12 protein-coding genes are annotated in these 13,224 nt (G+C 44.9%); 5 read left to right on the forward strand and 7 right to left on the reverse strand.

Annotation, left to right across the window (positions count from 1 at the left end):
- Positions 1-5: 5 nt before the first annotated feature.
- The 5 genes from B3D47_RS04165 to dnaA all read right to left on the reverse strand — a co-directional run bounded on the left by B3D47_RS04165 (position 6) and on the right by dnaA (position 6,817).
- Positions 6-353 carry a hypothetical protein gene (locus B3D47_RS04165; RefSeq protein ID WP_004814018.1) on the reverse strand — a complete coding sequence of 116 codons (348 nt, stop codon included), beginning with the start codon at positions 351-353 and terminating at the stop codon, positions 6-8.
- A gap of 189 nt (positions 354-542) precedes the next feature.
- Positions 543-3,011 carry a DNA topoisomerase (ATP-hydrolyzing) subunit B gene (gene gyrB / locus B3D47_RS04170; RefSeq protein ID WP_004814017.1) on the reverse strand — a complete coding sequence of 823 codons (2,469 nt, stop codon included), beginning with the start codon at positions 3,009-3,011 and terminating at the stop codon, positions 543-545.
- Positions 3,012-3,066: 55 nt separating this feature from the next.
- A complete protein-coding gene (gene recF / locus B3D47_RS04175; RefSeq protein ID WP_004814016.1) occupies positions 3,067-4,149 on the reverse strand; it encodes a DNA replication/repair protein RecF in 1,083 nt (360 codons plus the stop codon).
- A 27-nt stretch (positions 4,150-4,176) separates the two neighbouring features.
- Entirely contained in the window at positions 4,177-5,325 is a 1,149-nt protein-coding gene (gene dnaN, locus B3D47_RS04180; RefSeq protein WP_004814015.1) for a DNA polymerase III subunit beta, read from the reverse strand.
- A gap of 109 nt (positions 5,326-5,434) precedes the next feature.
- On the reverse strand, positions 5,435-6,817 hold the full coding sequence (gene dnaA / locus B3D47_RS04185) for a chromosomal replication initiator protein DnaA (RefSeq protein WP_004814014.1): 1,383 nt from the start codon (positions 6,815-6,817) through the stop codon (positions 5,435-5,437).
- Positions 6,818-7,478: 661 nt separating this feature from the next.
- On the opposite strand from dnaA, the gene rpmH reads away from it, so the two are divergent.
- The 5 genes from rpmH to mnmE all read left to right on the forward strand — a co-directional run bounded on the left by rpmH (position 7,479) and on the right by mnmE (position 11,586).
- On the forward strand, positions 7,479-7,613 hold the full coding sequence (rpmH, locus tag B3D47_RS04190; protein WP_000831329.1) for a 50S ribosomal protein L34: 135 nt from the start codon (positions 7,479-7,481) through the stop codon (positions 7,611-7,613).
- A 29-nt stretch (positions 7,614-7,642) separates the two neighbouring features.
- Positions 7,643-8,035: a ribonuclease P protein component gene (gene rnpA / locus B3D47_RS04195; protein WP_004897461.1), complete on the forward strand. Its 393-nt coding sequence runs from the start codon at positions 7,643-7,645 to the stop codon at positions 8,033-8,035.
- Positions 8,036-8,044: 9 nt separating this feature from the next.
- The gene (yidD, locus tag B3D47_RS04200) at positions 8,045-8,365 is read left to right on the forward strand and encodes a membrane protein insertion efficiency factor YidD (protein ID WP_004814012.1); all 321 of its coding nucleotides are present in this window, start codon (positions 8,045-8,047) and stop codon (positions 8,363-8,365) included.
- 5 nt (positions 8,366-8,370) lie between these two features.
- Positions 8,371-10,134 carry a membrane protein insertase YidC gene (gene yidC, locus B3D47_RS04205; RefSeq protein ID WP_004814010.1) on the forward strand — a complete coding sequence of 588 codons (1,764 nt, stop codon included), beginning with the start codon at positions 8,371-8,373 and terminating at the stop codon, positions 10,132-10,134.
- Positions 10,135-10,227: 93 nt separating this feature from the next.
- Positions 10,228-11,586 carry a tRNA uridine-5-carboxymethylaminomethyl(34) synthesis GTPase MnmE gene (gene mnmE / locus B3D47_RS04210; RefSeq protein WP_286860107.1) on the forward strand — a complete coding sequence of 453 codons (1,359 nt, stop codon included), beginning with the start codon at positions 10,228-10,230 and terminating at the stop codon, positions 11,584-11,586.
- A 38-nt stretch (positions 11,587-11,624) separates the two neighbouring features.
- On the opposite strand, the gene B3D47_RS04215 is transcribed toward mnmE, so the two are convergent.
- Positions 11,625-12,773 carry an MFS transporter gene (locus tag B3D47_RS04215; protein ID WP_286860135.1) on the reverse strand — a complete coding sequence of 383 codons (1,149 nt, stop codon included), beginning with the start codon at positions 12,771-12,773 and terminating at the stop codon, positions 11,625-11,627.
- 175 nt (positions 12,774-12,948) lie between these two features.
- Positions 12,949-13,215 carry a metal/formaldehyde-sensitive transcriptional repressor gene (locus B3D47_RS04220; protein ID WP_286860109.1) on the reverse strand — a complete coding sequence of 89 codons (267 nt, stop codon included), beginning with the start codon at positions 13,213-13,215 and terminating at the stop codon, positions 12,949-12,951.
- Positions 13,216-13,224: the final 9 nt, after the last annotated feature.

A 13,224-nucleotide genomic window follows, 5' to 3' on the forward strand; every position in this document is an offset into this window, starting at 1 on the left:
AAAATCTAGGATTTTAGAAATCGAAGTTCAATGATTTTCCATTCATTTTCATAGCGCCACAATTCCTGAATACGATGTTTATCTTTAGCTAAACCAGTCACTACACAGCATTCCGTCTGATCCGCATTATATTCGTAGTCTTCATATTCTACTTCAGGCTTATGCGGCTTCCAGACCCCATTCTTCACTGCATGCGCAATTCTGTCATAACGGACATAACTGGTTTCTACACGGTTTTTCTGCTCAAACACCACCTTAAAGTCTTCATGCTCATACTGACGCAGAACCTCATAATGACCGGTATAGAATGCATTGGCCCAAATTTCACGAACTTCTTCAAGCTGGCTATCCATGGATAAACCTCTTTATTGCTATAGGCTGGCCCAGATCAGACAAATACTGCGAATAAAAAAATCACCAGATAAGGTGCCAGAATCACTGATCAGCTGCTGAATATGCTAACCAGTTAAAATGACATTAGCATAAATTGATCATAAAAAAAGCACCCCGAAAGGTGCTTTTTTAAGTGTATTGTGTATCAGTTATGCATCGATATCTGCATTCAGAGCATTCTCTTCAATGAAGGCACGGCGTGGTTCTACGTCGTCACCCATCAAGCAAGAGAACATACGATCTGCTTCAATCGCATCCTGTACCGTTACCTGTAGCATGTTACGGTTTTCTGGATCCATGGTGGTCTCCCATAACTGATCCGCATTCATCTCACCCAGACCTTTATAACGCTGGATCATCATGCCGCGACGTGAGTCTTGCAGGATGTGCTGCCATACTTCATGGAAGCTATTCACCAGAATCTTGCGCTCACCTTTTTGTAGGTAAGCACCCTCTTCAAGTAACGTGAACCAGCTCTTCGAGTTCTTCAATAAACGTGCATATTCACTTGAACCCAACAGACCTGAATCAAGCAGATAAACATGTGGCAAGTTATGGATATAAATCGTGATACGTGGCAGATAAGTCACAGACTTGTTGCCTTCAGCATCTTCCTTCTCGAAAGTTTCAATACCCAGCTCAGGACGCAAGCTTGGTTGCTTGTCTTCGATGTGTTGACGCAACTGCATTGCCCAGTTTTCCACATAATCCAGATCAGTTGCCTGATCCAGTTTAAATGCTTCAAGTGCCAATAAACCATCCAGCAATGTTGCAGGATAACGCAGGGTTAAACGATTCAAGCTTTTTTGCGAGGTCTGGTAATCTGCAATCACATTTGCCAGTGCATCACCACGAATAGCAGGTGCATCCGCACTGATGTGCAGTTCAAGTTCATCAATCGCATTTGAAATCAGGTAAGTTTCCAGTGCATCATTATCCTTAATGTACTGTTCCTGCTTGCCTTTTTTCAGCTTGTATAGCGGTGGCTGTGCAATATAAATATGACCACGTTCTACCAGTTCCGGCATTTGACGGAAGAAGAAGGTCAACAGCAAGGTACGGATGTGCGAACCATCTACGTCAGCATCGGTCATGATAATAATTTTGTGATAACGCAACTTGTCCGGGTTGTATTCTTCACGGCCAATACCACAGCCCAGTGCAGTAATCAGCGTCCCCACTTCAGCCGATGAAATCATACGGTCAAAACGTGCACGTTCCACGTTCAGGATTTTACCTTTCAGTGGCAAGATTGCCTGCATCTTACGGTTACGACCCTGTTTCGCAGAACCACCCGCCGAGTCACCCTCGACCAGGTACAGCTCAGACAATGCTGGATCTTTTTCCTGACAGTCTGCCAGTTTACCTGGAAGACCGGCAATGTCTAACGCACTCTTACGACGTGTCATTTCACGTGCTTTACGCGCTGCATCCCGGGCACGTGCGGCATCTATGATTTTACCCGCGATTGATTTCGCTGCTTGCGGGTTCTCTAATAGGTACTCAGAGAATGACTTATTCATGGCCTGTTCGACCGCAGTTTTTACTTCGCTCGACACCAGCTTTTCTTTGGTCTGTGATGAGAATTTCGGATCCGGTACTTTCACCGATACAATCGCAGTCAAGCCTTCACGTGCATCATCACCAGATACTGCAACTTTTTCTTTTTTCAGAATATTTTCACTGTCCATATAGTTATTTAAACCACGGGTCAGTGCAGCACGGAAACCGGCTAAATGCGTACCACCATCCTTTTGCGGGATGTTGTTGGTAAAGCAGCGTACATTTTCCTGATAAGAATCATTCCATTGCAATGCCACTTCTACCCCGATCCCGTTCTCCGCCATCGTAGTAAAATGGAAGATATCATTCAGGTGAGTTTTGCCCTCATTGATATATTTCACAAATTCAGACAGACCACCTTCATAATCAAATACATATTCCGCATTAATGCGTTCATCACGCAGTACGATACGCACACCGGCATTCAGGAACGACAGTTCACGTAAACGGCGCGCCAGAATATCGACATTGAAAATGGTCTGACTAAAGGTTTCAGCACTTGGCCAAAAACGTACACGGGTACCGGTTCGGTCTGTATCACCGATCACTTTTAATGGGTATTGTGAATCGCCATGACGGTATTCCTGCTGGTGAATATGACCAGCACGATGAATGGTCAGTTCCAGTTTTTCTGACAGGGCGTTTACAACCGAAACACCTACCCCGTGCAGACCACCAGAGACCTTATAGCTGTTATCATCAAACTTACCGCCGGCATGCAGAATAGTCAGAATTACTTCTGCTGCAGACACACCTTCTTCAGGGTGAATATCAGTTGGAATACCACGGCCATTATCTGATACTGACACCGATTCATCTTCATGAATAGTCACTAAAATTTCATCACAGTGACCTGCCAGCGCCTCGTCAATCGAGTTGTCGACCACCTCGAAAACCATGTGGTGTAAGCCTGTACCGTCGTCTGTATCACCAATGTACATGCCCGGACGCTTACGCACAGCGTCTAAACCACGTAATACCTTGATGCTAGAGGAATCATAAGCCTTTTCAATGGTTTGTTCTGGTTGAGAAGCAGCTTGATCTTCTGAACTCATGGTTTCTCCCTAGTGAAAAATAGGTCTATCCAAAGATGGGTAAAACTTTAAAATACTATTGCACAACAACCTGAACGATACCGTTTTCAACATTGAATAACTGATATGAGATAGACAAATCATGTAAATGCTTTTGTACTGATTCGTGGTCTAAAGTGGTAATAAAAACTTGACTACCAAGTTGGCTCAATCGCTCAATTAAACGTTGTTGTGCGGTTAAATCTAATTCTGCTGTCAGATCATCTAATAATACCACAGTTTCCTTATTACAAGAATGTAGCATTGCAATTTGAGACAGTTTTAACGCCATCAGCAGCAGCTTTTTCTGTCCACGAGACAGGATCACATCTGCATCTCCCAGAGGGGTCTTCAGACGCAAATCTGCGCGATGTGGGCCGTATTCTGTATAGCGTCTTTCAATGTCCCGCTCATGATGATTGGTCAGGTCATTGAGCAGGCCAGTTTCAGTATGAAAACCGGGACTATAATCCAGGCTAATCGTAAGATCTGGCAGCAAATGTTTCAGGTCTTCTTCAAAGAAAACTTTCCATTGCTCGACAATACCGACCCGTTGTGAATGCAGAATCTCACCATATTGACTGAGCATCTGGTTCCACGGTTCCAGCTCTGACAGACTGAGGTAGCGCCTAGACTTTAGCAAGCTGTTGCGCTGCTTCAAGGCACGCGAATAATATTGCCAGGCATGATAGAACTCTGGTTCCACGTGGAACATTAACCAGTCCAATAACTGTCGGCGTGGCTTGGCACCATGATCGATAATATCGGTGCTTTGTGGATCAATCAGCTGCAAAGGTAGCAGCTTGGCCAGCTGCCCCTGGGTCGCCACTAGATCACCATTTACCTTGATCAACTGCTCACCACTGGCCATTTTCTGCATACCGACTTTTTCGGTATCAGACTGGGCAAACACGATCGCATCCGAAGCGCTGTGTTGAATGTAATTTTTAGGAATATGGGTACGAAAAGAACGCCCTGTGGCCAGCAGGTGAATGGCTTCCAGAACAGAGGTCTTGCCTGAACCATTCTGGCCATAAAAAACGTTAAACGGCTGCAATCCCTGGAGAGCAACCGTTTTTAAATTTCGTACACGCTCTATATGCAGACGCGTAATATGCATGATTAGCTTGTGCCTGGATGCTGCCGCTTAAACGCGCATCGGCATGACCACATAAGTTTGATCAGTATGTGCAGGATCCTGAACCAACACAGACTGGTTTGCTTCGGTCATGCTCATGGAGACATCATCACCGTCCAGCACACCCAAGACTTCTAGCAAATATTGCGCATTGAAAGACATTTCCATTGGTGCATCCGCATACTGAATGGCCAGATCTTCAATCGCTTCATCCTGCTCCGGGTTATTGGCACGCAGTTGCAGTGAATCCGCATTAAAGTTCAGGAATACACCACGAAGTTTCTCATTACTCAAAATCGCAACACGTTGTAGAGATTGCTTGAATACGTCATGTGCGATGATCACGTGCTTGTCACCACCACGTGGAATCACACGGCGATAGTCAGGGAATTTACCATCAATCAATTTGGTGGTGAAACGTACTGTAGTATCCCCCTGCTCCTTATCACGGTTTGCAACAGTGATAGTTACATTTAGCAATTCACGACCAATCAGCAATGATAGCTGGTCATCTTCAACACTAAGCAAACGCTGTAATTCACCTACTGCCTTACGCGGCACAATCGCCTGGATTGGCTGAGCTGCAGTCGATTGCGCAGCTGTTTCACACAGCGCCAGACGGTGACCATCCGTAGTCACTGCACGCAATTGGTTAGCATCAATTTCTAGTAATGTACCGGTCAGGTAGAAACGTACATCCTGTACCGCCATTGCAAAAGCAGTTTTTTCAAACAGGCGTTTTAGTTCACGCTGGGTCACAGTTACCTGTGTGCCCTGACTGTTTTCAGTTGACAGCAACGGATAGTCTTCAGCAGGCAAGGTACCGAGCACAAAACGGCTGTTTCCAGACTTTAAAATACAGCGCTGATCTTCAGTAATTTGCAGATCTACCAACGCAGCTGATGGTAAAGATTTACAGATATCGATCAGCTTACGTGCAGGAACCGTGGTTTCACCGGCTTGCAAACATGCACCTTCATTCAGAGGCATACTTGCTACCAATTCTACCTCAAGATCTGAACCAGTCACCGTTAATGCTTGAGCTGTCACTTGAATTTTCAGGTTAGACAGAATGTTTAAGGTATGGCGACGTTCAACCGCTCCTACGACATGTGATAGAACATTCAGTAAGCTCTCTTTCGCGATTTTTAAACGCACGGTACATTCCTCTGAAAACTGAAGATTAATATGGAAAAGTTAATTATTTAGCACTGTACTATGCGGCAAAAAAAGCCGCATAGCAAGCGCAGAATTTGAGCGTTTTGGCTTAGCTTTGCAGCAGGCGCTGCAGGTTTTTATAGTCCTCGTTGAAGATCGGATCTTCCTCACGCAGACTCAATACTTTTTCACAGGCGTGCATCACGGTACTGTGGTCACGACCACCAAATGCCATGCCAATTTCCGGGAAACTGTCTCCGGTCAATTCACGTGCCAGACCCATTGCAAGCTGACGCGGACGTGCATAAATACGGGTACGTTTCGGACCGACCAGTTCCTTCAGTGGAATACGGAAATATTCACTGACCACACGCTGAATATTTTCAGTACTGATGGTGCGGGCGCGAATCGCCAAAACATCTTTTAAGGATTCACGCACTACATCCAGATCAATCGGTGTGCCTTTAAAGCGGGAAATCGCCACCACTTTATTTAATGCACCTTCAAGCTCACGCACATTGGCGACCACTTGTTGTGCGATAAACAGTGCGCAGTTACGTGGCAGGTCAACTTCATTGCTTTCGGCTTTTTTAAGTAAAATTTCAATACGGGTTTCAATATCGGGCGGTTCAACCCCTACCGACAAACCCCATGAGAAACGTGAAACCAGACGTGGATCCAGCTCCGTCAATTCTTTCGGATAACGATCCGAGGTCAAGATGATCTGTTTCGATTCATCCAACAGTGCGTTAAAAGTATAGAAAAACTCAACCAGACTAGCCTCTTTACCCGCCAATAAATGAATATCATCGACTAGTAATAAATCCAGAGAGCGACAGTTTTTCTTGAATTCTTCAACCTTGCCCTGCTGCAGCGAGCTGACAAAGTCCTGCACAAAGCTTTCTGCGGTCATATACATCACGCGGGCATTCGGTTTGGCTTGCAATAATGCATTTCCGACGGCCTGCATCAAGTGGGTTTTACCCAGACCGGTCGGGCCATACAAAAATAATGGGTTATGTTGAGATGCACCGAGCTGGGTCAAAACCTTACGGCAGGTTTCTGCGGCCATCTGATTCGAGCGGCCTTCCACAAATAGAGAAAAAGTGAATAAGGGATTTAGCTGACGCTTGCGGCTATTTTTAACCGATTCTTCTTTTTCTTTACGTAGGCGAGGCGCAGGCGTACTCATTGGCTGTGTTTCTAAAGCAGCCGTGGTGGTCGCTGGCTGTTCACTGGCAGATAAAATCGCACCAGGTCGGGAATCCACCAGAATTTCAACTTTACGGATCCGGCCTTCAGATAACTGTTCTGCCAGAATCGAGATCAGCTCCAGATGATGTTCTTGAATGTAACGCGTCCAGTAAGGGTTCGGTGCATAAAGACGAAGGGTATCGTCCAGTTCCTCTGCAACCAGTGGGCGTATCCACATTGTAAAGACATTTCCAGAGAGCTCTTGTCGCAAGCGATTTAAGCAGTCTGTCCAAAGCATGTGAATCCCCTATTCATTCCATTGTTTATTCAAAAGCCATTGCCGCACCTGAAAGCGGGTCGCCATTCTAACCAAGTTATCCACATCTGTCATGAAATATTCAGCATAAATCGTTCAAAAAAGCGCTTTTCATGCATAAATTTAAATTTAAAACCTAGTGTGGATAAGTTTATCCGCAAGCTGTGGATAAAATATAGCATAAAGTTATCCACAAAGTATAAAAATTATAGAAACAGTTTTATCCACAATATAAGATTATGTTTATTAAAATTAAAAATGCATTTTCCACAGGAAAACAGCTTCCTAATAGTAATAAATTTAAATTTATAAATTTGAATTTATTTATAAGATCCAGACTTTCTGTGGATAACCAACACATGGTTTAAATTTAAATTCAAAACGAGAATCTAAATTTGAATTGTGTATAGTATTGTGGATAAATCTGTTGATATAGATGTTAATAACTAAAATATAACATTAAAACAATTATTTATATTGTGGTTAACTATTTTATTCACTCTTTGACTACACAATTTGAAAAGTATCAGGCAAGCCAATCCCTAGACTAATTTGAAAAGAAATATGCTTTTGCATTGACAGCTCAAGCAATGAGCACTAAAATCGCGGACCTTCATAGAAAGATCATTTTTGGAGTTTCGACATGAAACGTACATTCCAACCATCTGAATTAAAGCGTAAACGCGTTCATGGTTTCCGTGCTCGTATGGCTACTAAAGCTGGTCGTCAAGTTCTAGCTCGCCGTCGTGCAAAAGGTCGTCACAGCTTAACTGTTTAATCAGTTAGGCTTCGCCGACTTTGGGTGATATGACAACACTTTATGGTTTTGGCACAGAGTTACGATTACGCTGTGCTGCCGATTATAAAGGTGTCTTTGATGGTGCGCTTTTAAAAGTGCATCAACCCCATTTCTTATTTCTTGCAAAACCGTCCGAACTGCCAAATAGCCGTTTGGGTTTAGTTGTTGCCAAGAAAAAAGTGCGCCGTGCGCATGAACGAAATCGAGTAAAACGTCTTGCTCGCGAAAGTTTTCGCCTGCATCAACAGCAGCTCAGCGATCTGGATATTGTGGTGATGCCAAAAGCTGGTATTGATACAGTCCCGAATGCAGAATTGCACCAGCAACTACAATTTGCTTGGCAGAAACTCAACCGTCTTGCCAAAAAGCATACAAAAATAGCTCCCTCCCCACAAAAGTAGAGATGGCCAATGGTACGTTTACTGCATTGGTTAATACGTTTCTATCAGATTGCGATTAGTCCTTTATTGGGACCACGCTGTCGTTATCTTCCAACATGTTCTCAATATTCCTTGGAAGCAGTCCATACACATGGAGCTGTGCGTGGTGTGTGGCTGGCTACTAAACGTATTTGCCGTTGTCATCCGTGGGGTGGCTCAGGATACGATCCTGTTCCTCCGAAAGCGATTCGTTTTATTTCATTTCAGCAAATAGATTCTCAAACGCTTCACGTTGCTGTACCCTTTCGTGATCGTTTATTGAACCAAAATCACTCTCACCACTTGGGGTAATACATATGCAACAATGGGCCAGGATTGCAATTCTCGGGGCTATGTTTGTTGTCGCATATTTGCTCATTTTGGCGTGGCAAAAAGATTATGGAAATGCGGAAACTCAACCTCAGCAGGAAACTGCAGTTGTGTCGCAAGAAGTGTCAGCAGATTTGCCAAATGCTCAGACGGCTACCGCCGCTTCTGATGTGCCACAAGCAAATGTTCCAGCGCAGCAAGCCACGGATGCTACAGCACCTGTAAGTCAGCAGCTTATTTCAGTACAAACTGACCTTTATCATCTTTGGATTAATCCTAAAGGTGGTGATATTGTTCGTGTTGAATTACTCAATCATGACAAAAACAAAGACAGCGATGAACCTTTCGTCATGCTGGAAAGCGATGCGAAACGTACTTATGTCGCGCAGTCAGGTTTAATTGGTCTAAATGGACCGGACAGCAGCCGTAATGGCCGTCCAAGCTATGAGCTAGAAAAAACTGCTTATACCCTGGCAGATGCCAAGGCAGTCAAAAATAAAGATGGCGAGAATGTAAAAGTTCTGTCTGTACCAATGGTATTCAAGACGGCAGATGGTGTAGAAGTCATCAAAACCTTCAATTTTACTGAAGGTGAATATCCAGTTGTCGTGAACCACAAGGTTATCAACCGCAGTGGACAGGCTTGGCAAGGTCAAATGTTTGGCCAGATCAAGCGTGACAATTCTGAGGATCCAGGCAAATCTGATCAAGGTATCTTTACTTTAGGTACTTTCTTAGGTGGCGCTTGGGGTACCCCGGATGAGCATTACAACAAGTTGAAATTTGACAACTTTGTTGAAGAAAAACTCAGCACTGAAGCCAAAGGCGGCTGGGTTGCGATGGTGCAGCACTACTTTGTCAGTGCATGGGTACCAGGTAACCTGAAACTGACACAGGGCAATGGCGAGGCCTATACGGCGAAGCTGGAATCACGTAAGTCAACTGATAACATGAATATCATTGGCTTTACCTCTCCGACCTTCAATGTACCTGCCGGTACTGTGGCTGAAATTGATGCGACCTTCTATTCTGGTCCAAAAATCCAGTCAGAGCTCAAAGATCTGGCAACAGGTCTGAACCAGACTGTAGATTATGGCTGGCTATGGCCGATTGCCAAACTACTATTTGTTGGTCTGGAATTTTTCCATGGCCTGGTAGGTAACTGGGGCTGGGCGATCATTCTGTTGACTATTCTGGTAAAACTGATCCTGTGGCCATTGTCGTCGAAGAGTTACCGCTCTATGGCGAAAATGCGTGTGATTGCGCCAGAAATGCAGCGTATGAAAGAAGAGTTCGGTGAAGACCGTATGCGCTTCTCTCAAGAGATGATGGCACTGTACAAACGCGAGCAGGTAAATCCACTTGCCGGCTGTTTACCGCTCTTGCTGCAAATGCCAATCTTCCTGGCATTGTACTGGGTACTGATGGAATCTGTGGAACTGCGTCATGCACCATGGATGCTGTGGATTCAGGATTTATCTTCAATGGATCCTTGGTTCATCCTGCCATTGCTGATGGGTGCAACCATGTATATCCAGCAGTCGTTGAACCCACAACCGACTGATCCAATGCAGGCGAAAGTGTTCAAGATCATGCCAGTGATCTTTACAGTATTCTTACTGTTCTTCCCGGCTGGTCTGGTGCTGTACTGGATTGTCAACAACCTGATTACCATCCTGCAGCAAAGCTTGATCAACAAGTCTGTTGCCAAAGATCGTGCACAACGTGATGAGGCAAAGCCAGTCAACTAAGTTGAACTGACGGGCTGAATAAATCCGCTTAAGATGGTAATCTTAGGCGGATTTTTTTTGGCTGTACTTTTTGTTCTTCTGCAGGTGAATTTTATGCTCAACCCAACCACTACGATTGCTGCGATTGCGACACCACCGGGGCGTGGCGGCGTTGGGGTGATTCGTCTGTCTGGTCCAAAATCTTATGCAATTGCCCAGGCGCTAACTCGAAAAGAATTGCCTAAAGCCCGATTTGCCGGTTTTCGCCAGTTTTATGATGCGGCAGGTGAAGTCATGGATGAAGGTTTAGCGATCTGCTTCCCGAATCCAAATTCTTTCACGGGCGAAGATGTGGTGGAACTGCAAGGCCATGGCGGTCCGGTCATCCAGAATGCCCTGCTGGCACGTTTGCTGGAACTTGGGGCAACAGCAGCCAAAGCGGGTGAATTCTCCATGCGTGCCTTTGAAAATGGCAAGCTGGATCTGGTCCAGGCTGAAGCCATTGCTGACCTGATTGATGCGACATCACAAGCGGCTGCACGTTCTGCGGTACGTTCTCTGCAAGGTGCATTTTCGACCAAGGTGAATGCCGTACTTGAACAGCTGATTCATTTGCGTCTGCATGTAGAAGCCGCAATTGATTTCCCGGAAGAAGAAATTGATTTTCTGGCGGATGGCAAGATTCTAAATCTGCTGGATGGCGTATCCAGTGCAATCACTCAAGTACAGCAATCTGCGCGTCAGGGCCAGCTTCTACGTGAAGGTTTGCAGGTGGTCATTGCCGGTAAACCTAATGCCGGTAAATCGTCCTTGCTGAATGCTTTGGCCGGGATTGAACGCGCCATTGTGACCGATATTGCGGGTACGACACGTGACGTTTTGCATGAGAAAATTACCTTAAATGGTTTGCCAATTACCCTGACGGATACTGCCGGTCTGCGTGAAACGGGTGATATCGTGGAAAAAGAAGGGATTCGTCGTGCAATCAAGGAAATTGAGCAGGCGGATCTGCTGTTATTGGTCTATGACCTGAGTCAGGGTGATAATCCATTACAACTGGCACAGGAATATTTTGCTGAACATATTGAACCGAAACGCCTGATGCTGATTGGTAATAAAGCAGATTTGACCGGTGCCGAAGCTATCATTGGCGATTTTCAGGGTTTCCGTCATATCACTGTCTCAGCCAAGCAGGAAACCGGTGTGCAAGGGCTCATAGAGGCGATTACAGCGCATGCAGGCTTCCAGCCTGAAGAAGACACCTTTATTGCCCGTACTCGTCATTTAGACGCAATGAAGCGTACCCAGGTGTATCTGGCTGAAGCCCGTGAACAACTGGTGGTATATAACGCAGGTGAGTTAGTGGCAGAATCCTTGCGTCTGGCACAGAATGCTTTAGGTGAGATCACCGGTGACTTTAGTGCGGATGACCTGCTGGGCAAGATCTTTGGATCGTTCTGTATTGGAAAATAATCTTCAAGATATATAAAAAGCCCTCAATTGAGGGCTTTTTAACAGGCTTTTACATGCAGTTTCTGATGTGATACCCAGAGAACTACACATAAAATACTAATCACCGCACAGAAGCTGATAACAGCCAAACCCAAACCAAAATGATCGGCCAGATAACCCACTGCAATAATCGGCACAATCGTGCCTAAATAACCCATAAACAGATAGGTCGACATGACTGCGGCCCGATTCTGTAAGGTCGTGATTGCATGAATCACGCCAAATGCGCCCATCAGGGCAAAGCCATGCCCAATTCCAAACAGAATATCACTGACAAAAAATAAGATACTCGTTTTGAAGAGCATACACAGTGCAAGACTTATCAGACTCGCAAACATAATGATCAAGCCAATATTCAGACATTTCTTTGCAGCAACCGCTTTAGCAAAGAACTGCACCATGGCAGAAATCAGCAAAATGCAGGTGATGGCGGTACCACTGACTAGAGGCCCATGCCAAGGCAGAATATCCTGCACAAAAGAGGGTGACAGTGAGGCAAATAAACTAAAGGCAGCAAAGGCACAAAATGCGGTCAAACCCACGATCATAAACAAAGCATGATATTGAGGCTCAGGACGCAGTAATTTCGGTGCAATACTAAAGGGCTGACGTTCAAATGCTGGCACTTTTAACCAGAACAAGCCAATAAAACACAGTACTGCTCCCCAAATAATAGGTAGATATGGAGTGATCAGTGGCGTCTGAGAAAACTGCGCAATGATTCCGCCGACCAAAGGACCCAGACCAAAGCCAATTGCAGTCAGAATCGATACCAGTTGCGGTGCAAACTGCTTATGACTCTCTGGAATGGTTTGCATCATGCCAATCATGGCAGAAGTGGTCATGAGACCTGAGGCAATGCCGATAATGAAACGCCCCACTGATAAAATCAGTGCATTGTCTGCAAAGACGGAAATGATTAAGCCTAGACTGATAAATACCAAGCCGATTTGTAAGGTTCTTAAAAAACCAATACTGTTACTGGTTCGTCCCAGAAACAACAGAGTGCCTAGACAGCCAAACATATAGGCGACAAAAATATAAGTAATCTGGCTTGGAGATAGATCCCAAACCTGTTGATAAATAGGGTAAAGCGGACTGGCTAGTGCCGTGCCGATAGTCCCCATAATCAATGTAAGGCTGACCATGGCGAATGGTCGCCATGTGGTATTTATTGTCATGCTGCTGCCATAGAAGTTCAACATCACGCTTCCAGAAAAATGATGTTGAATAAAAATTTGAATGGAAAGCAGTGTATCGGTTAGATGAAAAAGCGGTCAATTATCTTGCTGTAAACAAAACGAAAATATTCAGCAGAAAAAATCAGCCATAACGCTTGAGCAATTTTAAAAATTCCTGAAGATCCTGTTCATTGACAGCTTCTGGATCTTTGATTACATGCTCTCTAAGGTGCTCCTCAATCAGTTCATTCATCAGACCATTCACCGCCCCCTTAATGGCAGCGACCTGTTGTAGCACATCAATACAGCTGGGTTCTTGTTGTGTCAGTGAGGCTTCTACCGCATGAATCTGACCTTTTAAACGCCGTACACGATTTAATATTTTTTTATCTTCATGTACATGACTCACCACAAGTCT

This window comes from Acinetobacter sp. UBA3461, from assembly GCF_002381195.1.
Lineage (GTDB): Bacteria > Pseudomonadota > Gammaproteobacteria > Pseudomonadales > Moraxellaceae > Acinetobacter > Acinetobacter schindleri.

Excerpts from the sequence above, each read along its gene's own strand:
- recF (WP_004814016.1), bottom strand. The coding sequence starts at position 4,149 with ATGCATATTACGCGTCTGCATATAGAGCGTGTACGAAATTTAAAAACG.
- B3D47_RS04165 (WP_004814018.1), bottom strand. The coding sequence starts at position 353 with ATGGATAGCCAGCTTGAAGAAGTTCGTGAAATTTGGGCCAATGCATTC.
- yidD (WP_004814012.1), top strand. The coding sequence starts at position 8,045 with ATGGTACGTTTACTGCATTGGTTAATACGTTTCTATCAGATTGCGATT.
- yidC (WP_004814010.1), top strand. The coding sequence starts at position 8,371 with ATGCAACAATGGGCCAGGATTGCAATTCTCGGGGCTATGTTTGTTGTC.
- rpmH (WP_000831329.1), top strand. The coding sequence starts at position 7,479 with ATGAAACGTACATTCCAACCATCTGAATTAAAGCGTAAACGCGTTCAT.
- B3D47_RS04215 (WP_286860135.1), bottom strand. The coding sequence starts at position 12,773 with ATGGTCAGCCTTACATTGATTATGGGGACTATCGGCACGGCACTAGCC.
- mnmE (WP_286860107.1), top strand. The coding sequence starts at position 10,228 with ATGCTCAACCCAACCACTACGATTGCTGCGATTGCGACACCACCGGGG.
- gyrB (WP_004814017.1), bottom strand. The coding sequence starts at position 3,011 with ATGAGTTCAGAAGATCAAGCTGCTTCTCAACCAGAACAAACCATTGAA.
- dnaA (WP_004814014.1), bottom strand. The coding sequence starts at position 6,817 with ATGCTTTGGACAGACTGCTTAAATCGCTTGCGACAAGAGCTCTCTGGA.
- rnpA (WP_004897461.1), top strand. The coding sequence starts at position 7,643 with ATGACAACACTTTATGGTTTTGGCACAGAGTTACGATTACGCTGTGCT.